The organism is Asaia astilbis JCM 15831 (genome assembly GCF_000613845.1).
In the GTDB taxonomy this organism is placed as follows: domain Bacteria; phylum Pseudomonadota; class Alphaproteobacteria; order Acetobacterales; family Acetobacteraceae; genus Asaia; species Asaia astilbis.
The window spans coordinates 62,026-83,931 of the sequence record NZ_BAJT01000001.1 but is presented as its reverse complement, the minus strand read 5'-3'; the positions used below and the strand labels follow the sequence as shown (position 1 = coordinate 83,931).

The 21,906-nt window shown below is 56.8% G+C and carries 14 protein-coding genes and 3 pseudogenes; 10 read left to right on the top strand and 7 right to left on the bottom strand.

Annotation, left to right across the window (positions count from 1 at the left end; genetic code table 11):
• Positions 1-31 precede the first annotated feature (31 nt).
• Positions 32-1,484 (bottom strand): annotated as a pseudogene (locus tag JCM15831_RS15440) (HlyD family type I secretion periplasmic adaptor subunit).
• Between the two features lie 3 nt (positions 1,485-1,487).
• Positions 1,488-3,650 carry a peptidase domain-containing ABC transporter gene (locus JCM15831_RS00355; RefSeq protein WP_025821887.1) on the bottom strand — a complete coding sequence of 721 codons (2,163 nt, stop codon included), beginning with the start codon at positions 3,648-3,650 and terminating at the stop codon, positions 1,488-1,490.
• 779 nt (positions 3,651-4,429) lie between these two features.
• Here JCM15831_RS00355 and metH point away from each other — a divergent pair.
• Together metH and JCM15831_RS00340 are read left to right on the top strand one after the other, a co-directional pair.
• On the top strand, positions 4,430-7,939 hold the full coding sequence (gene metH / locus JCM15831_RS00345; protein WP_025821884.1) for a methionine synthase: 3,510 nt from the start codon (positions 4,430-4,432) through the stop codon (positions 7,937-7,939).
• Positions 7,940-8,076: 137 nt separating this feature from the next.
• Positions 8,077-8,826, top strand: coding sequence for a YdcF family protein (locus JCM15831_RS00340; protein ID WP_025821881.1), 750 nt, complete (start codon positions 8,077-8,079; stop codon positions 8,824-8,826).
• Between the two features lie 46 nt (positions 8,827-8,872).
• On the opposite strand, the gene JCM15831_RS00335 is transcribed toward JCM15831_RS00340, so the two are convergent.
• Both JCM15831_RS00335 and JCM15831_RS15430 read right to left on the bottom strand, forming a co-directional pair.
• Positions 8,873-9,730: a hypothetical protein gene (locus JCM15831_RS00335; protein ID WP_025821879.1), complete on the bottom strand. Its 858-nt coding sequence runs from the start codon at positions 9,728-9,730 to the stop codon at positions 8,873-8,875.
• A 90-nt stretch (positions 9,731-9,820) separates the two neighbouring features.
• Positions 9,821-10,896, bottom strand: a pseudogene (locus tag JCM15831_RS15430) (alkene reductase).
• A 122-nt stretch (positions 10,897-11,018) separates the two neighbouring features.
• On the opposite strand from JCM15831_RS15430, the gene JCM15831_RS00325 reads away from it, so the two are divergent.
• Positions 11,019-11,315, top strand: a complete 297-nt coding sequence (locus JCM15831_RS00325; protein ID WP_025821877.1) for an ArsR/SmtB family transcription factor — start codon at positions 11,019-11,021, stop codon at positions 11,313-11,315.
• 413 nt (positions 11,316-11,728) lie between these two features.
• Positions 11,729-13,528, top strand: coding sequence for a hypothetical protein (locus JCM15831_RS19770; RefSeq protein WP_025821873.1), 1,800 nt, complete (start codon positions 11,729-11,731; stop codon positions 13,526-13,528).
• Here JCM15831_RS19770 and JCM15831_RS00310 read toward each other — a convergent pair.
• A complete protein-coding gene (locus JCM15831_RS00310; protein WP_025821871.1) occupies positions 13,517-13,849 on the bottom strand; it encodes a hypothetical protein in 333 nt (110 codons plus the stop codon). The two genes, JCM15831_RS19770 and JCM15831_RS00310, sit on opposite strands and share 12 nt — an antisense overlap.
• Before the next feature lie 33 nt (positions 13,850-13,882).
• Here JCM15831_RS00310 and JCM15831_RS00305 point away from each other — a divergent pair, with 33 nt between their 5' ends.
• Positions 13,883-14,860: an RluA family pseudouridine synthase gene (locus JCM15831_RS00305; protein WP_025821869.1), complete on the top strand. Its 978-nt coding sequence runs from the start codon at positions 13,883-13,885 to the stop codon at positions 14,858-14,860.
• 241 nt (positions 14,861-15,101) lie between these two features.
• Positions 15,102-16,015, top strand: a pseudogene (gene rpoH, locus JCM15831_RS15420) (RNA polymerase sigma factor RpoH).
• 142 nt (positions 16,016-16,157) lie between these two features.
• On the opposite strand, the gene JCM15831_RS22100 reads toward rpoH, so the two are convergent.
• Positions 16,158-16,367, bottom strand: a complete 210-nt coding sequence (locus JCM15831_RS22100; protein WP_232227906.1) for a hypothetical protein — start codon at positions 16,365-16,367, stop codon at positions 16,158-16,160.
• Positions 16,368-16,432: 65 nt separating this feature from the next.
• On the opposite strand from JCM15831_RS22100, the gene JCM15831_RS22095 reads away from it, so the two are divergent.
• The gene (locus JCM15831_RS22095) at positions 16,433-16,756 is read left to right on the top strand and encodes a CPBP family intramembrane glutamic endopeptidase (protein WP_232227905.1); all 324 of its coding nucleotides are present in this window, start codon (positions 16,433-16,435) and stop codon (positions 16,754-16,756) included.
• A gap of 143 nt (positions 16,757-16,899) precedes the next feature.
• Here JCM15831_RS22095 and JCM15831_RS00290 read toward each other — a convergent pair whose 3' ends face one another.
• Complete coding sequence (locus JCM15831_RS00290) at positions 16,900-18,246, bottom strand: Hint domain-containing protein (RefSeq protein ID WP_198024205.1); 1,347 nt, start codon at positions 18,244-18,246, stop codon at positions 16,900-16,902.
• A 384-nt stretch (positions 18,247-18,630) separates the two neighbouring features.
• On the opposite strand from JCM15831_RS00290, the gene JCM15831_RS15410 reads away from it, so the two are divergent.
• From JCM15831_RS15410 to ahpF, 3 genes are all read left to right on the top strand, one after another.
• The gene (locus JCM15831_RS15410; protein ID WP_232227904.1) at positions 18,631-19,506 is read left to right on the top strand and encodes a GlxA family transcriptional regulator; all 876 of its coding nucleotides are present in this window, start codon (positions 18,631-18,633) and stop codon (positions 19,504-19,506) included.
• A 121-nt stretch (positions 19,507-19,627) separates the two neighbouring features.
• Entirely contained in the window at positions 19,628-20,191 is a 564-nt protein-coding gene (gene ahpC / locus JCM15831_RS00280; RefSeq protein WP_025821865.1) for an alkyl hydroperoxide reductase subunit C, read from the top strand.
• Positions 20,192-20,295: 104 nt separating this feature from the next.
• The gene (gene ahpF, locus JCM15831_RS00275; protein ID WP_025821862.1) at positions 20,296-21,858 is read left to right on the top strand and encodes an alkyl hydroperoxide reductase subunit F; all 1,563 of its coding nucleotides are present in this window, start codon (positions 20,296-20,298) and stop codon (positions 21,856-21,858) included.
• The last annotated feature ends 48 nt before the right edge of the window (positions 21,859-21,906 follow it).

Genomic DNA, 21,906 nt, shown 5'->3' with positions numbered 1-21,906 from the left:
GTTTTTCTCCCTCCTGAAACTGCGTCGGTGATTACGACGGCTCCCGCAAGCCGTTCGTAGCTGCTGGGATAAATTTGCTGAAGAAATACTGCATCATCGTGCGTTTGCCGACTTGGATATCCGCCGAAACCGGCATGCCGGGTGTCGGGTGGAAGAAACTTGGCACTCCATGCAAGGTGTAACGATCAATACGAAGCCTAACTCGATAAAAGCCACTCTGCGAGGGATCATCGTCACCTGAAGGAGGCTGCCCCATTGCAGCACTCTTCATATCGCTCGGTGTGAAAGTATCGGCGCTGATCAGACGCACTGTGCCTTCAGCCCCCCCATACTGTGTAAGGAAAAGTCGAAAACTTTAGCAGAGCATGATCGCCAAGCTTAACAAAGCCCGCATCATTTCCCCTCAACACGGCCTCCACCTCGAGTGCCGCGCCCGTGGGAACTATGGCCATCAGCATCTGAGCAGGGGAAATCACCGATCCTACCGAAAGCTTGGCTATGTTAAGCACCACGCCATCACTCGGTGCCTTGAGTTCAACCAGCCGATTGCGCAAATCGGCTTTCTCATACTCGCCAACCGCCTCATCCGTGTGATGCTGGACTTCAGTAAGTTGCGTGTAGACTTGGGCTTTCCAGTTTTGCACATACGCGTCACGCTCAGCCTGAGCAGCCGCGAGCTTAGACTTCGATGCTGCAGCAGTCTGCTGTGACTCGATCTGCGCGCGCTCCGCGTCCATCAATTCGTTTTGTGCAGCAAGTGTCGACAGCTTGCTGCCAACCTGATCGGCCTGAAGACGACGGCGCATCTGCAGCACCTCATTTGCAACCCGTCCGCGGCTCTGGTGCATGGCCGCAGCAGCGAGCGAGCCTGTGATCTGGCTTTGGAGCGCGGCGATCTCCTGATCGAACTGATCGATTTTCGCGGTATATTCGGCCTTACGGCGTGCATAGGAAGCCGCCTCACGTACCGAATAATTGTCATTGAGATCAGGAGTATAGGGCGTTCCCTCCGCCTCAGCGCGCAGTCGAGCCAATGTCGCCCTATAGGAGTCCCTCTGAGCTTTGAGGTTGACGATATCGGCCTTGGACAGAGTTGGATCCAGATGAGCCAGGACCTGTCCCTTCTTGACATACTCCCCCAGCTCCACATCGATCGATCGGATAATCGAAAGTTCGAGCGGCTGGATAATCAGGTCGCGGTCAACCGCAACCATCCGCCCTGGGGTACTCACAACTTTGTTAAGCGGGAAGACGGAAGCCGCAACCAATCCAGCCAGAAACAACCCACCGACAAGCCAGATAATATACCGTGCAGAGGCAGTAGGTGGTGTATTGACCAAGGCTGCGCTTGGTGAATGAAACTCCAGAAGCGCAAGCGGCATTCCCTGAGGAGAGAATGGGTCATCTGCCTGCCGAGGCACATACTGCTGAACTTCCTGGCTTTCATCTTTCCCGGCTTCCGGGACAAGGTCCTTATTGCTCACGGGTTATTCCTCATCCATCAGCATGGGATCGTCATTTTGCTCGGGACGGTCCGGACGCGCTCGGTGCTCGTGACGGTTTTGCTGCATCCAGAGCATCCGATAAATCTCGCATCGCTCCAGCAAAACGTCATGCGGTGCCACATCGACAACCTTGCCCTTGTCCATCACGCATATCTGATGACAATCGACGAGGGACGAAAGACGATGGGACACAATGACCATCGTGCGCCCCTTGCCGATACGTTGCAGGTTGGCGTTGACCAGGGCTTCACTTTCAGGATCGAGCGCCGAAGTTGCTTCATCCAGGATCATCAGTTTAGGATCGCTGATAACAGCGCGCGCAATAGCCAGCCGCTGCCGTTGCCCACCGGAGATATTGGTCGAGCCCTCTTCAATCGGCGTGTCATATCCTGCAGGCATGCGATCGATGAATTCTTCAGCTCCCGCCAGACGAGCAGCACGGATGACATCATCCATCGTATAGCCAGGGCGCCCTGCAGTAATGTTATCGCGTACTGAACCGCGAAAAAGAAAATTATCTTGAAGGACAACGCCGAAAGAACGTCGCAGATGGCTCAGATTGATCTCACGCAATTCGACGCCGTCGAGACGCAGATAGCCCGTATAGTTTCGGCTGACACCCTGCAGCAGGCGCGTCACGGTCGATTTACCTGAACCGGAGCGCCCCACCAATCCGAGCATCGTCCCCGCCGGTATCTCGAAATTGACATCGTTGAGGGCTTTAATCGTCGTGCCAGGATAGCTGAAATCAACCTGAGTGAACGAAAGCGCGCCTTTGATAGGAGGCCTGAGACCTGACGTCAGCGCCTTGGTCTCGGTGGGCTGGTTAAGGACGAGCCCCGCTTCACCGAGCGACGTCATCACCTCGTTAACATCCTCCAGAATTTTCGCGAGGCCTGTCAAAGGCGCCGCGACACGGCCACCGAGCATCATGAACGCCATCAGAGCGCCAGGTTGGATCGTCGTCGATCCCGTGAGCACGAGATAGGCCCCAACCAGAATGATGCCGCGGTTGATGAACATATCGAGCGGCATCACGAGCGTGCTGGGCCAATTTTGCATCCGTCCAGCCGCAAGCTTCCACCGGATGACGTCAGCAGTGGTCTCATCCCACTTCTCACGACGGGTCGGCTCCAATGCGAGCGTCTTTACGGTACGGATACCCGCAACCGTCTCGTACAAGATCGAGCTACGCTCCATCTCAGCGTAGATAAGCTTGTTATAAACCCGCGTCATGGGTGGCAAAAACACGACAATGATCAGCCCGATGAGACCGGCGCAGGCGACCGTCATCCAGGCAAGAGTCGCGCTCATCCAAAACAGAAGGGGGAGAATGACGAACAAGGTGAACATGTCGAGGAAAGTCGACATCAGCTTGCCAGTCAGGAAGTCGCGGACCTTGTAGATCGCCATATACCGACCGAGAATACGTCCCGTCTGCTCCCGTTCGTAGAACTCTAGCGGCAGGGCGAGCAGTCGGTTGAACGCATGCAGCGAGATTCTCGTATCGACGCGCGTCGTCATGACGAGAGTCAGTTCACGTCGAGCATAAGTCAGCAATGTCTCATAGAAGCTTAGGATCGCAACGATCGCTGTTATGGAGACCAAGGTCGACATCGAGTGATAATTGATGACGCGATCAATGACCTGCATCACGATTAGCGCAGGAAAAATCTGGAGGATCGCGAGGACCATCGACGCGAAAAGGATATTCCGCAGCGACTGCTTCTCACGCAAGACGACTTTGAAAAACCACATCAGGTCGAAAGGCGCATCAGCCTCTGACAGGTCGCGCCGCCGTTTGACCAGCAGCACGTCACCCGTCCAGACCTGCAACAGACGCAACTCGTCAACAGCGACCGGAATGCTCCCCTCGTCGCCCAGCGGGTCACGCAGCCAGACGATGTTCTTTTCCGGATCGGCACGCACCATGAGTGCTGCGGACCCGTCACGGAACATCAGAACGATAGGGGGCGTGTTCTGAAGTCGAACGAGAAAGCGCCACTTCAGACGCATTCCCTTCGCGACGGCACCGTTATCATTGAGCCACCGCGCGAGAGACGCAGGAGAGGGTGAGACCTCCCCTGGCTCAGCCGCAAAGTCGCGAATATCCAGATCCAACCCATGATATTTTGCGGCTGCCAATGCAGCGCGCAGCCGAATATAGACTGGATCCTGATTTTCGCTGCCAGCAGCGACACCATCACGATGCTTCACGAAGCTTCCTCTTATTTCCCACTGAGCCGCTCAACCTTCAGCCTGCTCGAATAGCGCAAAAATCCTCCCTCTTGCAGAGCGAGGATTTCGTTTTTGTAGCGAGTCATAGAAATCGCTAAACTACGCCTTAGAACTCTTCATATTCCGTAGCAGCTATTGTGTAAATTCCTAGGGCATCCGCTCGAAAAATACATTACATCTGAGTGTCATAACGTGCCCTGACCATAACGTCACTTTCCAAAATTTGCCTGATTTCAGCCCTTTTACCCTCAGCACAGCAGATCACCACGAACGCAAACTGAGGACCGTTCCCCCGAACCCGATTAAGAAAGAGTTCCTGCAGCGCAGCGTTAAGTTCGTCCCGTCCTGCGCAGCAGCGACAGCTCGTTCCATGACCCGCCTGACGAGAGATGCTCCCCGCTCTAATCCTGCGTCGCAACAACCAGGAACCCGCATCCTCATGAACCACCGGGTCGACCGTCAGCAAGACACCCTTTCCTGATTGCCCGCCCAGGAGGGGCGAGAAAGCCTCATGTTCTTCCTGGATGAACAGGGGGATTCGCACGGAATTTCCTCTCTCTTGCGGGCGCAGAAGGAGCATACAGGGCGAAGGCTGCTCTGGACAGGAGCGGCTCCCTCTGAAAAAAACAGGCTGCTGCAGCTTTTCCGGCAGCTCAAGCCTGATCCTGACAACGAGACCTATTGCCATCATGACACGCCCCCATCTGCTCGATGCCCTGCGCGACCATGTTCTGCTCTGCGATGGAGGCATGGGCTCACGCATCCAGATGCTCGATCTGGAGGTGGAGCGGGACTATTGGGGGCAGGAAAACTGCACCGAGATCCTCACCCTGTCACGACCCGAACTAATCCGTGAAATCCATCGCGGCTATTTCGAGGTCGGGGCCGACATGGTCGAGACCAATACCTTCGGTGGCTCGATCGTAACCCTCGCCGAATTCGGGTTGCAGGACCGTACAAGAGAGATCAATCGCAAATCGGCAGAGCTGGCGCGCGAGGCCGCGGAAACCTTCAGCGACGGTCGCCATCGCTTCGTTGTCGGCTCCATCGGGCCCGGCACTAAGCTGCCGAGCCTTGCCAATATCGATTACGACACGCTCGAGGCCGGAATTATTGAGCAATGCCGGGGCCTGATCGATGGTGGTGTCGATGCCTTCCTGATCGAGACCTGTCAGGACACGCTTCAGATCAAGGCGGCTGTCAACGCCGCCAAAGCCGCACGCCGCGAACTCGGCTCAGACGCACCGATCTTCGTTCAGGTGACGGTCGAGACCACCGGAACACTCCTGGTCGGCCCGGATATCGCTGCGGCGGCCACGACCATCCACGCCCTTGATGTCCCCCTGATCGGCATGAACTGCGCTACGGGCCCGCAGGAAATGGCCGAGCATGTCAAATGGCTGTCCGAAAACTGGCCGGGAATGATCTCGATCCAGCCTAATGCGGGCCTGCCCGAGCTGGTCAATGGTGCCACGCACTATCCCCTCACCCCCGGAGAGATGGCGAGCTGGGTCGATCGTTTCATCACGGAAGACGGGCTGAACCTCGTCGGTGGGTGCTGTGGTACGTCTACCCCTCACATTCAGGCATTGGACGAAATGCTGCGTCGTCGTGGGGGCAGCACCAGCCACCGCCCTGCGCCCGTCAAGCGTCTGCATCACTGGGTGCCCTCTGTGGCCAGCCTCTACAGCCAGACGCCTCTGCGTCAGGAAAATTCCTATTTCTCAATCGGCGAACGCTGCAACGCCAACGGCTCGAAGAAATGGCGTGAGCTGCAGGAAGCCGGCGACTGGGATGGATGCGTCGCTGTGGGGCGAGAGCAGGCAGCCGAAGGCTCCAACGCGCTCGACCTCTGCACGGCCTTCGTCGGGCGCAATGAAATCGCCGAGATGAACGAGGTCGTGACGCGTTTTACCTCCTCAGTGAACGCGCCTTTGGTCATCGATTCGACCGAAACGCCTGTCATTGAAGCCGCGCTCAAACTGCATGGCGGCAAGCCAATCATCAACTCGATCAATTTCGAGGATGGCGAAGGCCACGCCGAAGACCGGATGATTCTGGCACGCAAATTCGGTGCGGCGGTCATCGCGCTGACCATCGACGAAGTCGGCATGGCCAAAACGGCAGAAGACAAGCTTCGGATCGCGGAGCGTCTGGTCGATTTCGCCTGCACGAAGCACGGCCTGCCCCAATCCGATCTGATGATCGACCCGCTGACCTTTACCATCGCCACCGGTGTTGAAGACGATCGCAAGCTCGGTGTCTGGACACTGGACGGCATTCGCCTGATCCGGGAGCGCTTCCCCGATATCCAGATCATTCTCGGTCTTTCCAATATCTCGTTCGGCCTCAACCCGGCGGCCCGTGCCGTTCTGAACTCGGTCTTCCTCGATCATGCTGTTAAAGCGGGCATGACGGGAGCGATCGTTCATGTCAGCAAGATACGCCCGCTGCATTTGATTGCTGCCGAGGAGGTCAAAGTCGCCGAGGATCTGATCTTCGACCGTCGCAGCGAAGACTACGACCCACTCCAGAAACTGCTGGAACTTTTCGCGGGGCGCAAAGCCGCCGACGCCGTTCAGAAGCGCCGCGCCGAAACGCCAGCCGGACGCCTGAAAGATCGTATCGTCGACGGGGATCGCAAAGGGATCGAAGACGATCTCGCTGCTGCCATGGAAGAGATGCCAGCGCTCGACATCATCAACACCGTCCTGCTCGACGGCATGAAAGTCGTGGGCGAACTCTTTGGCGCGGGCAAAATGCAGCTGCCTTTCGTCCTCCAGTCAGCGGAGACCATGAAGACGGCTGTGGCGTGGCTCGAACCCTATATGGAGCGTGTTGAGGGTCAGGCGCGCGGCACAATGGTGCTCGCTACCGTCAAGGGTGACGTGCACGATATCGGCAAGAATCTGGTCGATATCATCCTGACCAATAACGGCTATCGCGTCATCAATCTGGGTATCAAGGTGCCTCTGGCAGACATGATTGCGGCCACGCGCGAGCACAAGGCGGATGCCATCGGTATGTCCGGCCTTCTCGTCAAATCCACCGTGATCATGCGTGAGAACCTGGAAGAGATGGCCCGTCAGGGCATCGACGTCCCCGTCTTTCTGGGCGGCGCAGCACTGACCCGCAATTATGTGGAAGAAGAGTGCGCGCGCTCCTACGGTAACGAGACGCCCGGACGCGTCGCCTATGCACGCGACGCCTTCGACGGGCTGTCGCTCATGGACAAGGTCGTCAATAACCAGTTCGACGACTATCTGACGGCGATCCAGACACGTCGTGCTGGCAAAAGTCAGCGCAAGACAGAACGCGCACCCGCGATCGCAGAAACACGCGGCTTCACGCCGATCGACCCTGAACAGGCGCGCGCACGCCGTGCCCGCGTCGCCGGGTCTGTGCCCGTCCCAACCCCTCCTTTCTGGGGTGCACGCGTGGTGGAATCAGCCCCGGCAGCTGTCCTGCCATTCCTGAATGAACGCTCCCTCTATCAATTCCAGTGGGGGTTCAGAAAGCAGGGCCGGTCGCTCGACGAGTTCATGACCTATGCCAAGCAGGAGCTGCGCCCTGTTTTGAAGCGGATGCTGGCCCTTTGCGCTGAGGAGGAAATCCTCAAACCGCAAGCGATTTATGGCTACTGGAAGGCCGCAGGCGACGGCAATGATCTGGTCCTCTTCGAAGAAGATGGTGTGACCGAAGCTGCGCGCTTCGCCCTGCCCCGCCAGCCGCGTGAGGATGGCGAGTGCATCGCGGATTTCGTGCGTGACGTGAATGAGTCAGAGCGCGATGTCATCGGATTGCAGGTCGTCACCGTCGGTCAGAAAGCCTCTGATCTCGCGCGCGACTGGTTCGAGGCCAATCGCTATCAGGATTACCTCTATCTGCATGGAATTTCGGTCGAAATGGCCGAGGCGATGGCCGAATACACTCATAAACGCATCCGGGCCGAGCTCGGTTTCGCCGCCGAAGATGACCGGGACATGGAGAAGATGCTCGCCCAGTCCTATCGCGGTTCGCGTTATTCCTTCGGCTACCCTGCGTGCCCAAGACTGGAAGATCAGGAACCGATCCTCAAGCTGCTCGGTGCAGAGCGTATCGGCGTCTCCCTCTCGGACGGATACCAGCTTCACCCCGAGCAATCGACCTCGGCGCTCGTCATTCTCAACCCTCGGGCGAAATATTTCACGGTCTGACGGCGGGGTGTCATCGAACCGAGAGCGGAATGCGAGAAGGGGGCTTTCTGACACCGCTCGACCACGAAGGGCCGCATGCGGGCTTTGCTGCAGCCCAGAATCCTTGAGAGAGGCGACCACCCCCAAAGGAGATCGCGATGTCGCAAATCTTTCCTGAACTTGCTGCCTCTGGCCTCGGAGAACGCGCCGATCGCGTCGCCACGTTTCTAGCTCTCACCAACACTGACGACGCGCCGAACCGGATCGATCTCATCATCCTTGCAGGAAACGGAGTTCTCGCCTGTGTCGATCACGCCGCCACCTTGGCGCGGCACCATGGCTGCCTTCTTCTGATCACCGGGGGAGTCGGTCACTCCACTAAGCCCCTCGCGGCGGCGCTCTCCGAACGTCTCGGCTGTGCTGCCGAAACCCTGAAGGATTTGTCAGAAGCCGATCTGCTCTCCAAACTGATCGTTGCGGCTTCTCTCTTGCCTTCTGACCAGATCATTCTCGAACGGCACTCGACCAATACTGGTGAAAACGCCAAATTCTCACGTGATCTATTAGCAGAAATGGGGCTAAAGCCTCACCATATCGTCCTAATTCAGGATCCTCTGCTCCAGAGACGCACCGAGGCTACTTTTCGGCACCACTGGCAAGCCGGACACACTAGCTTTTTCTCATCTCCACCGTTTATCCCTCTCCTTGGAGATGTGCGGACCGGTGGCTCCTGGACCGAGGAGCGCTATCTCTCTCTGCTTTTGGGAGAAATACCACGCCTTCACGATACACCTGAAGGCTATGGTCCAAGAGGCAAGGGCTTTATCGGTCATGTCGAAATCCCTCAGGGTATTCTCGATGACCATGCCGTTTTGACAAGACACTTCACCACGCAAGCGGGCCGTTAGCGCAGCGCGGCAAGGAGAGAAAATCCTCACTTGCCGACCGAGGGGATCAGTACCGGTATGCAAGCCCTGCGTGAAGGTTCAGACCGTTTTGAAAGGCCGATGCAGAATCAATCGAAGCATTACCATTATATGACCAGCGGTCTGTTCCATGACCGTAATCAGTATAGGCATAGTCACCGCCGCCAATCAGATGGAGATGTCTCGTCATCCTGTAATCGAGACCAAGGCCGCCCTCCCAACGCGAGCGAACACCATTCTCGAAGATAAACTGCCTCTCTAGTAGAGCAGCCCACCCAAACCGTCCGCGCAGCACGAGACGGTCAGTAAGAGCATAATCCGCTTTGAACCCTGCTCCGACAAAAGTTGTGGAGCCATCATCGCCGTATGAATACTCGCCTTGGGTGAGATAGCCACCTTGAGCAAAGGGCGTCAGAAGCAGCGTGTTGTCGAGCAACAAAAAGCCTTTGCCGATTTCACCACGTGTATAGATCGAGTGCGATGACGATCCACCACCGTCATTGAACTCTCTTGAGCCGTAGATCGAATTCGACGTCGTATAGCGGTTTTTGTAATTCCGGCTACCAGATCCGAGAACGAACTGGGCGGACGCGTAGAGGTTTTCAATTCTCCCAAGGTTAAACATCGTCGACGCATCGACCTGAACGCCGGGCACCCAGCCGATCCGGCGACTCACGCCATGCGATGTCGAGCGATACCCTCGGCTGTAAGAAGTCGGAGCTGCGGTGTAAGTAGACGTTCCACCGCTGACGCGATTATCGAACAACCCCGCCATCGAGAGACCGATCTCGCGATTGACCGCAACGACGGGTAGCGGATCCGCCAGCGCCGTAGAGACGGTGAGCACAGAGAAAAGAGAGGCAGCAAAAACGGAGAGCTTGCGCATGAGGATTCCAGAGAGAAACAAAATGTATCTCTCTGAAACAGAACAGCTCCCCTAAATCAATGTTTTGCAGTCGCAATCAAGTGAATGTTATCAGTCACTATAAGCTGGGTAATCCGTATATCCCTCTGCACCGCGGCTGTACCAGATCTTGATGTCGTCCTTTTCTATCGGAAGATTTTCTTCAAGCCTGCGTGGAAGATCAGGATTGGCAATAAATTTTCTACCGAAGGAAATCGCGTCAGCCGTGCCGTCGGCAACCGTCTCCAGCGCTTCCTCACGTGTATAATCCTGATTCAATACCAGAGGATTTTTGAAGACCTTCCGGATTTCGGCATGAAGCTTGGGCTGATCGGTCTTGCCAAAAGTGCCATTCGGTCCCGGTTCACGAAGCTCGAGGAAACTGACCCCCAGATCGTTCAGGAGCTTTGCCGCCGGGACAAAAACGGTTTCCGGAGCACTGTCGATGCAGCCCTGTGTGTCACCATTCGGGGAAAGGCGAACCGAAGTACGCTCCACGCCGATTGTCGCAATGACGCGTTCGGTCACTTCACGCAGAAGGCGGATGCGGTTTTCGGGCGAACCACCATACTCATCGTCGCGATGATTGGTGCTGTCGCGCAGGAATTCATCAATCAGATAGCCATTCGCCGCGTGGATCTGAACGCCGTCGAACCCTGCCTCGATCGCATTGCGGGCCGCGACCTCATACTCACCCAGAATCCGTGTAATGTCGTCCTTCGTCAGAGCGCGCGCCTGCTCGGCATCCTGCTTGCCGTCATAGGTATGCATCTGGCCGGGTGCTGTCGTCGGCGAGCTGGAGACCGGCTGCTGCCCCGTGACGTTGGAATGCACCATACGGCCCATATGCCAGAGCTGGACAATGATCTTGCCGCCCTTGTCGTGCACGGCCTGGGTGACAGGCTTCCATGCTTCAACCTGCTCTTTCGACCACAAACCCGGCGCATAAGGCCAACCCAGTCCCTCTCGGCTGATGCCGGTCGCTTCAGAGATAATCAACCTGCGCTGGCACGCTGCGCATAATACTCAACCATGATCGGCGTCGGCAGATGCTCGCGCGTACCGCGAGCCCGGGTGAGCGGAGACATCAGGATCCGGTTCTTGGCGTCGATGGCACCGAGCTGGATCGGATCGAACAGAGTTGTCATAATGCAGTGTCCTCATGAACCCGTGGGGTTTAATTCGACTTTTATCGAACTATATCAGGAATGGGGATGCGTTCGTCTCATGACAACCCCTCCCCCGTCTTTTTCGGAACCGGACGACGCAGATGGCTGAATACGACCACCCCTCTCTAGAAAGCTTGACCCTTCTCGGAGTTCTGCGGGGCCTTGCCGATCCGATCCGTCTTGAAATCGTTCAACACCTCGGTTCGGTTCCCGAGGCGAGCTGCACCGCACTGCTTGGGGATCGCCCCAGATCGAGCATGTCGCATCATTTTCAGGTACTTCGGGAGAGCGGATTACTGCAGACCCGCATCCAGGGCGTGCAGCATTTCAACTCACTCCGCAAAGTCGATCTTGATGAGCGCTTTCCTGGTCTGATGGACGTGGTGTTGGCGGGGTGAGATCCGAACATCCTTGGGATGAAGACATGAAGCGTCCGGTTTGAAAGTGCTCTACGAGTGACCCATTTCCTCCTTTCCTGGCACGGGACCATACTCTGCTACGAAAAGACCCGTCTTTTTGCGGCATCGGTGAGCGACGTCATGACAGGACGTGCTTCTCCTCTACTCCTCGACCAGCACGAAACGCTCTCGGATGGGCCGGACTGCCTCGAGGTGATTACTGGAGTGTCCCAAGATCCAGTCCGCGCCCTGGCTTTACGCTCCGGAGATCGCTACCTGACCTGCGATCCCGATTTAAGCCTCCGTCTGAGCGCGCATTGCGATCGATGGGAGTTCTTTCTTCCTCTCCCGACTGCGCTTTGGCCACTCTCGATGTTTTAGCTTCGCGGACCAGGATCGGTCAGGAGCTTCGCGTGTCAGAAGGGCGCCTGTGGGAAGCTGCACTCCAACTTGACGAAACCGGCTTCGATCCTGCGGGGTTCACGACTGATGAGACCGGAGCCATCGGCCACTCTCCTACGGAGTGCACCCTGACGCCCTGGCCGAATGAGACAGTCGGCGACGCCATTTCATCAGTCCATGCAGCCTGTGACACGGGCGCCGACCGACCCACTTTTCCGGTCTGGGCGCGGTGGGAAGATCTCCCGGGACAGGTCGCGCTGACTTTGGGCGAACCTCACGAGCCGGCTCATCTTTACGCTCTCGCGCGGCTTTGCACCCTTCTCGATCTCTTCGCTGAAGCGCATATTTGCCTTGATGCCCTCAAGGGAGCCATGGTCGAGGCAGATCGTCTCTGGGCCAAATCGATTGTCGCCAAAAGCGCAGGGGACACTGAGGGCAGCACCGCCCTCCTAAGCAGGGCCATTTTATCCTCCGCGACCGACCGCCTCGACAAAGAGACGATCCGAGACTGCCTGGCATTGGTCCAGACCGGCGAACTGAACCAGCTTGCACTCTGGCGCGATCACTGGGCAAAGCCTCTCTTCAAGTTCGACGATACTTTCAACCGGGCGCTCATTCCTGGAAATCTGCCTGAAGAGGCAGCTCATCACCTGAAGCAAGAATATTATTGGGCACTCGAGGATCACTGGCAAAAATGCCCACAATCTGATCGCAACCGTTTTCTGGCTCGTGAGACTGCCTTGAATGGAGAGTCACACGCCCTTTCTGTCCTGAGAGGACACGAAAAATGGCTTGCTGGCGACCCGGACGCCGCGAATCTCCATTATACGGAAGCCCGCAAGCACGCTTTGCGGTCGGGGATGCAATTCATCCATTTCAACCAGGGCGTGTTTTCGTGGCTTACAGAAACGACGATTGCACCAGATCCCAATCCATTGAGTTTGGCCAGCTGGACATGGCGCGCTGCCCCCGTAAGGACAACATCACCCGATCTCTGCATCGTCGCAGGATGTGATACGCATTACTTCCGCTTCATCCCGAAATTCATCGCTTCTCTTGTTCAAGCGGCGGACACCGCAGCCTCCCCGGGCGCGATCCATCTCTATCTCGGCGTCGTCAGACCCAGCGCTGAACAACTGGAATTTCTCGAATCCTGCCGAGCCACGCTGGAGGCGCAAGAAAGCAACGTAAGCCTCGGCTTCGCACATGGCTCTCTGAGCTATGAAGATGCGGCCTCTTTCACATGCGTCCGTTATCTCATGATGCCCGAAATTGTCAGACGCACCCACTGTCCCATCCTGACCTGCGACATGGATGCGCTTATACCGAGAGACTTCCTGAGCCAGTATGAGACACTCAGAACCAGTTTCGATTACGGTTTCAGACTGTATGCTTTCGACCGTCAGGGCGTGCAGTCGATGGGTGAACCCTGGGGTTTCGGTGCGGGGGTTTCTTATTTCGGCGAGCCTGAACGCCTCCCTCTCCTGGCAAATGAGCTGCATGATTACATCGTGACGGCCTACCGCATGGAAAATCCGACGAACTGGTGCATTGATCAATGCGCCCTGTCAGCGCTCTACCATCGTCACCTTGGCCCACATTGGCACGAATTACGTATCCGCTTTATGGATGATGACCCGGCACTCGTCGTGATGCCGCACCATCTGGGCCTGGACAAACAACGCTTCAGCGCATGGGACGGGATCGTTGATACAGCGTCCGTCTTTGAGGCGCTCGGCCTTGATCCTGCTCAGGCACTGCGCCTTGGTAAACCCTCCCGATCGCAGTGCAGGACCCCCTCAGTGTTTTAGCGTAAACTCTGCCGTGATCCGGTTTGCCTCAGGGTTCCAGATCACGATGCGATCACGGTCCGTATCCGTTATCTGCACAGCCAGAGTGCCATCTGGCCTGACAGTCTCGGAAACGATGTGCCCGCTACCGGATAGAGCAAACTGTGGTGCCTCACCCGTCAGCACGGGCTGCGTCATCTCAACGGACTGCTTATGTTTGCCGGAAAGCGCCCTGTGCGCCACCACACCGATGAGACCCGCTGTTCCCAGCACGATCAGCGCACCCATGATGATGACAGCCGCCATGAGCGTACGGGAAACCGGGGGCGGAGCAGTGGTCATGGCGGGAAGTAATCCTGTTTGCTAAGGGGGCGCATGACTGACGCTCACGCACCCACCCGATTCGACTTCGACATATCGCCCGAACAGGCGGGGCAGCGTCTCGACCGGTTTCTGGCCGATGCGATAGGCACCCTGTCCCGCTCGCGTGTCAAATCCCTTATCGAAGCCGGACAGGTTTCCTGCGACGGCGCCACCACACGCGAGCCCTCCGAAACCACCAGAGCCGGGCGCCAGATCACCCTGATCGTGCCTCCGGCAACGCCCGCACGGCCGCAGGCCGAGGATCATGACCTGCCGATCATTTTCGAAGATCGCGACCTGATCGTGCTGGACAAGCCCGCCGGTCTGGTCGTGCACCCGGCGCCGGGAAACGAGACGGGCACTCTGGTCAATGCCCTGCTCGGCCATTGCGGCGAGGATCTGGAAGGGATCGGGGGAGAAAAACGTCCGGGCATTGTTCATCGTCTCGACAAGGACACGTCCGGTCTGATGGTCGTGGCCAAGACACCCCTTGCTCATAATGCGCTTTCCGAGGCGTTTGCCGCGCGCGATATCGATCGTGCCTATCAAGCCCTTGCCTGGGGGTTATTGCCGTCGACCATAAGTTACGACGGCGCGATCGGACGCGATAAGCGAGACCGCAAGCGCATGACCGTTGTCACACATGGCGGCAAACATGCTCTGACGCATATCCGCTGCCTTGAGGCATTCGATGCCTCGGTCAGCCTGATCGAATGCAAGCTCGCCACAGGACGCACGCATCAGATCCGGGTACATCTTTCACAGGCCGGACATCCTCTTTTGGGAGATCCTGTCTATCTACGCCGTATTCCCGCAGCGGCGCGCGGTCTCGGCGACCTTGCCCGACGTGCCGCACTCGACTTCCCCCGTCAGGCCCTTCACGCCGCGCGTCTGGGATTTACCCATCCTCGTACAAAAGAGGCGCTGCTTTTCACTTCGGAGCCCCCGGCAGACTTCCAGTCTCTGCTTCGCTCCCTGCGCGGGAGTTAATTAGGAGTAATACGGTACGTTTTCTTGACACGAAAAATGCTGTATGGTGCATTCTCAGTCAATCCGACGAAGTGACGCGCCGCCGGAATGGACGTACCGCCCTGCATCGCTCATGCTGAGGATGCCGAGCGGGGACGAAGGTCCTTCCCTATCCCTGCGTCACCCGGTGTTGGGAACTCTGACGGGCGCGGCCCGTAAATAAGGTTCCTCATCTGCACCGGGCGAAAGGAGTTGCAGCCCAATGGCCTCTTCCGCCGTGTTGTCTCTTGGTCCTGAAAACAACCTGACCCGTTATCTTCAGGAAATCCGTAAATTCCCGATCCTTACGCCGCAAGAAGAAGGCGAGCTCGCTCGCCGCTGGCGCGACAAGGAAGACGATTCAGCCGCCCATAAACTGGTCACCTCCCATCTGCGCCTCGTCGCCAAGATCGCCATGGGCTATCGTGGCTACGGCCTGCCGATCAATGAACTGATCAGCGAAGGCAATATCGGCATGATGCAGGCGGTCAAACGCTTCGATCCTGATCGTGGCTTCCGTCTGGCCACCTACGCGATGTGGTGGATCCGCGCAGCGATGCAAGAATATATTCTGCATAGCTGGTCGCTGGTCAAAATGGGCACCACCGCGTCGCAGAAGAAGCTCTTTTTCAACCTGCGTCGTCTCAAGGGACAGATGCAGGCCATTGAAGACGGTGACCTGAAGCCAGAGCACGTGGACAAGATCGCCACCACGCTTGGCGTCCCGCAGCAGGACGTTGTGTCCATGAATCAGCGTCTGGCCGCACCGGACCATAGCCTGAATGCACCGCTGCGCAGCGATGGTGAGGGCGAGTGGCAGGACTGGCTGGTCGATGATCAGCAAAGTCAGGAAACGACGCTTGGCGAAGCGAGGAAATGAGCGGCCGTCAGGCACTGCTCACCGAGGCCATGAAGTCTCTCAATGAGCGTGAGCGTCACATTCTGACGGAACGTCGCCTCAAGGATGAGCCCTCTACTCTTGAAGAGCTCTCTCATGAATATGGCGTTTCCCGTGAGCGCATTCGTCAGATCGAGGCACGCGCTTTCGAAAAGCTACAAAAAGCAATGGCCGCAGAAGTCGAGCTACGTCGCAAACAGGACGAAGGTATCTCGCTGCGCGACCATTTGACTGGATAAGACAGTCCTTCCCAACGCCATTGCCACAAGTCAGCCTTATCCCAGCCTGACTTGTGGCAAGTGGTAGGACGGGGCACAGATTGAAACTCTTTCCTGAATAAGCAAGATGCTCGCCTATCCGAAACGGCGTGCGTGCCTCCGATTAGAGTTCGCACTGCTCTTTGGCGGAGCGCCGCTCCTCATCCTTGCCTTCAAGCACCCGACCCTGCTCTTCTTCGCTCTCTGGGCTGGCGCGCTGGGAGCGCTTCTCTTTCTCCGAAACGGAACAACAGTGTCTGGCGACACCAAACGCGACATAGGCACCATCTGTGGCGCTTCGCGCTCTTGGCCCCGTTGCTGACACTCGCTTCATGGTGGGTATGGCCCACACATTTTCTGGAACTCCCCAGAAACAAGCCTGGATTCTGGCTCCTGATCATGATGCTCTACCCGGCACTGTCGGTCTGGCCTCAGGAAGTTCTTTACCGCTCTTTTCTCTTTTCGCGGTACCAAGAGATTCTAAGCACGCCCGCCACGCGCATCGTCGGCAGTGCCGTGGCTTTCGGCTTTGCCCACATCATTTTTCAAAACTGGATTGCCGTCATCCTGACCACGATGGGCGGTTTTCTTTTTGCATCAGGCTATGAACGCCATCGCTCGCTCCGCCTTTCCTGGCTGGAGCATAGTCTCTATGGCTGCCTGATCTTCACCATTGGATTGGGGCAGTTTTTCTATACAGGGACTGCATGGCGGCACCATTGATGGTACCGCCAAAGGCAAGATCGATCGCGCCTTTCTCCCCGAACGATTTCGTCACATCGATGATGATTGCGCCAAGATGCAGTCAAAGTGAGGTGCCTTTTCAGGTTGGCCCCACCATGAGTGCTGAGATTACCGATTTTCTCTCAGTCTTGTTCAGACGCATAGAGGAGAACATCTGCCTTCTCCTGCAAACGAGCTGTCGCCGAATGCAGGTAGTAAAGTTCGGACGGAAGCACCTTCACGGTAAGGACTCCCCCGGATGTCTGGCAGAAATCTGGAAGCACAATCTCGCCACTCCCCTGAGTCCAGCGCATCGACGTCCCTTCCGGAGCACACCAACCACGAAGATTCGGATCCATGAAATCGATCCCTATCTCCTGATTATCCGCGTCGCCTCGAATGGAGACACTGCTAATTAACGCGCCGAGCTGTCGACGATCATCAACGAAACGACCGAAAAAATCGCAGGGTCTGCGACTCTGCGACCGAATGAAAAGACGCTCATTCGTCCCATCAAGTTCGAAAACGGCAGTGTCGTCCCTGAACGAGCTGGGCAAGATCTGCGTACCGTCAGGCCGTGTCAGATGAAGGGCCAATTCGTGCGGAACGTTCTCCTCTGAAGAGCCATGAGCTTGCCGCGCTTTCCCCACGAGCTCGTTAAAGACCCGCTCCACAAACTCTCGATCTGTCCGAACGGGATAAGCCGTATTCATCGTCGCCAAAAGAGGCTTACTCACCTTCCGGCTCGCGAAGAGGACAGCGTTATCCCCAGGAAGATAGCTCTCCGCGTAGAGATTTTCGGCAGCCAGAACCGAGTGTAAATCCGTCCCAACATGATAGAAGTCGTAACTGGGCTGCGTCAGATCATAGAAAATGCTCTCGCCGTTAACGAGTAACCGGACTGGTACCAGCGCATCATGCACGAAGACGCAATGCTCCGCCGTCATCCAGAGATCGCGACGTGGCCGCTGCGGGCCGAAAGCATTGGCTTTAATGCAGACGGGCCACCCGGACTCATCTTCTGCCAGACGTCCTGAGCAATCGACTTCTCGTCGGCCTTTACCAAGAAACACGATGTCGCGGAGAACGTGGACACCTTTGTCAAGAACGACGACTTTTTGTCCCAGCTCAAGCCTCTCGACGGGGACATAGCCTTCCTGCGTGAGAATTGGAGACCCCGCAAGAAAACAGGGGTCCGGCTTGGGGGGCGAAGACCCCTGCACTCGGAAGCCGACATTTCCATCGTGGATCCAGCCAATATTTTTGATCGTTCCCGCAGGATAACCAGGCTGGCTGTAACTCTTGAAATTCATCTGGAAATGTCTGTTTGGTCGCGCCCACGCCTCGATTGTTACGATGCGGCCAGTGCCATCCATCACTTTGTAGTCAGCGTAGGCGCTATCGTCTTCTTTCACGCCACTTTCCCACCACTCAGCATAGAACTTGCGGGACTGATGCGCCGGGATGGTCTGGGGGGAGTCGAACGCCATCTGGTAAGCTCCTCCCTTAACCTTTTCCATGTCGTAGTCAGTATCGTTGTGAATCGTGATATATCCACCCTGCCCCACGATACTTTACTCCTCACTCTTATTTTATTTATTATAGACGTTCGTAAAGTGAAAATAACGCGTGATGGCGGTACTTGTGAAAATCCATTGCGTACTAGCCGCGAAGTTTCGTGATACGGCTTATTAACCTGTTCTTACTATAGTTCGCCTTAAACGCGCTGGGTTTTCATAATGCAAACGGAGCACCGGGAACAATGACAGATTTCCCTCCTTTTAAGCCATGAAGAAGCGGATCGGCTTTCTCCTTTACCCAGACTTCCAGATTCTCGACGCGACGGGACCCGCCACCGTTTTCGAAATCGGCGGATGATGAGTGACATCGCCTACGAAAACACCCTCCTGTCAGTGGAAGGCGGACCCCTTCGTTCATCGTCCGGGATCGTCCTTGAAACCGACAAAATGGATGCCAATCAGGCTTTCGACACATTGATCGTGGTCGGAAGTGCCTATTACCGCGATTACTTCAAAGGTGAAGCCATAGCTGAATACCTTAGAAGACAGGCACCCCGGACACGTCGTCTTTGCAGCGTCTGCACAGGCGCCTTTTTTCTTGCCCGAGCGGGTATTCTGAGTGGCAGGCGTGTCACGACGCATTGGCAGGATATCGACCATTTGCGTGAGCACGCGCACGATACCGAGGTCGAACGGGATGTCGTCTATGTCCGCGACGGACAAATCTGGACATCAGGGGGCATTACAGCCGGCATCGACATGAGCCTGGCTCTTCTTGCTGAGGACACCGACGAAACCATCTCTCGCGGCGTCGCGCAGACAATGGTGCTCTATTATCACCGTCCTGGAGGAGAAAAGCAGCTTTCATCCCTCGTCCAACTGGGCTCCGGCTCTGACAGGTTTTCCCTTCTTCTGGGCTGGATAAGAGCCAATCTATCCACCGAGCTTTCAATCGAGACGCTTGCGGCCCATGCAGGAATGAGCCCCCGCAATTTTTCGCGCAGCTTCAAAACCGAGACAGGTATGAGCCCGGCAAAGGCCGTCGAAACGTTAAGGGTAGAGGCGGCCCGCGAGCGCATTCTCAACGCGCATATGTCCATAGAAGCCATCGCCGCCGAAACCGGTTTTGCAGATCCCGAGCGTCTGCGGCGCGCCTTCAACCGCATTTACGGCATGTCTCCACAACAGATGCGCCACAGCTTCTCCAACCCGAAGCGCCGTTTTGACTGAAGGGATATCGAACAGGTTTTACCTGTCACAAAGATCAATACGAACTGTTTTCCTTTAAGTTTACGCACTGACATAGTGACCATGTTGTTTCTCGAAATCATCCATCAAGGGTCACGAAATCATGGCAAGAATAGACTCTCAGATCAAAGCCTTCTCGACGGATGCCTATTCCCGCGGAAAGTTTCACACGGTCACAGATCAGGATCTGAAAGGAAACTGGTCTGTTGTCTTCTTCTACCCCGCTGATTTTACCTTCGTTTGCCCTACCGAGCTCGAAGATCTAGCTGATAACTACGCCGATTTTCAGAATCTGGGTGTCGAGATCTATTCAGTTTCTACCGACAAGCATTTCACGCATCGGGCGTGGCATGAGACCTCGCCTGCGATCGGCAAGATCGACTACGTGATGCTCGCAGATCCGACCGGGACGATCTCGCGCAATTTCGATGTCATGATCGAGGAAGCGGGCGTGGCGGATCGGGCAACCTTCCTGATCAATCCCGAAGGAAAAATCCAGTATATCGAGATCACGTCCGGAGGCGTTGGACGAAGCGCTCCTGCCCTGCTCGATAAGGTTCGTGCCGCGCAATATGTCGCCGCGCATCCAGGCGAGGTCTGCCCGGCCAAATGGAAGGAAGGCGAACACACGTTGTCGCCCTCCCTCGATCTCATCGGCAAGATCTAACCCGCTCTAGAACGCAACTTACAGCATCTCCAGTGACCCTTGCGATGCAGCGTGCTTCAGCACGCCACGCAAGGGCATCACAGCCCCGATCCAGGATGAAAACAATGCTCGACTCACCGATCAAGGACCAGCTGCGCAGCTATCTCAGCAATCTGCGACACAACATCACGCTCGAAACCAGCCTTGATGACAGCGACAAGGCGCGGGAGATGCGCGAGCTCGTCGACGACATCGCCGGCCTTTCCGACCGGATCACGGTCGCAGACGCTCCGGGAGATCTGCGGAAACCGGCTTTTCGTATCCGTCGGACCGATGGGGTTGAAGCAGCAACATTCGCCGCCATCCCCATGGGGCACGAATTCACCTCGCTCGTTCTGGCCCTACTCCAGATTGGTGGGCATCCACCCAAGATCGAGGCCGATATGGTCGATCAGATCCGCAGCCTAAAAGGGCCGCTACGTTTCGAGACCTACATGTCTCTGTCCTGTCAGAACTGCCCTGATGTCGTACAGGCCCTGAATGCCATGGCCGCTCTCAATTCAGACATTGAGCATACGGCGATTGACGGTGCCCTGTTCCAGCAGGAAGTCACCGAGCGCAATATCATGACAGTGCCGCAGATTTATCTGAACGGCGTTCCTTTCGCGTCGGGGCGTATGGATGTCGAGGCGATCGTCTCGAAGCTCGACACGGGTTCCGCCTCACGCAAGGCTGAGCAGCTTTCGGAAAAGGCACCTTTCGAGGTCCTGATCATCGGGGCCGGTCCTGCGGGTGCAGCCGCAGCCGTGTACGATGCTCGTAAAGGAATTCGCACAGGAATAGTGGGCGAACGCTTTGGCGGCCAGGTTCTGGATACAATGGCTATCGAGAACTACATTTCGGTGCCGGAAACTGAAGGCCCAAAATTGGCAGCCGCGCTAGAAAAGCATGTGCGCAGCTATGATGTGGACATCACGACAGGTCAGCGCGCTAAGGCTCTCATCCCGGCTGCCCAGCCTGGCGGCCTGCATGAAGTTCAGTTCGAGAGTGGCGCCATCCTGCACAGCCGATCTGTCATTCTCGCACCGGGCGCACGCTGGCGCAGCATGAACGTGCCGGGTGAAGAGGAATACCGCAACAAGGGCGTCGCCTATTGCCCTCATTGCGATGGTCCGCTGTTCAAGGGTAAGCGCGTCGCCGTGATTGGCGGTGGTAATAGCGGTGTGGAAGCTGCGATCGACCTCGCAGGTCTGGCAGCAGAAGTCACGCTGCTTGAGTTTGCTGACGTTTTGCGCGCTGACTCGGTGCTTCAGGACAAGCTGTTCAGCCTTCCCAATGTACGCGTCATCATGAATGCACAGACCACCGCTGTTGAGGGCGACGGTCAGCGGGTAACCGCCCTCGCCTATCGTGATCGCCCGACGGGCACCGAGCACAAGGTCGAACTCGAAGGGATCTTTGTGCAGATCGGGTTGGTGCCGAATACAGAGTGGCTGCGAGACAGCGTCGAGCTGAGCGATCGTGGAGAAATCGTTGTCGACAAGCATAATGCAACGTCGGTGCCGGGCATCTTCGGTGCAGGTGACGCCACCACAACGCCGTTCAAGCAGATTATCGTCGCGACCGGAGAGGGCGCTAAAGCTGGCCTTGCTGCGTTCGACTACCTGATCCGTCTCCCCTCGGCGTGATCGCTCAATCCTTCTGAGTGACGCAACAAAAAGCGGGCCTCCAGGCCC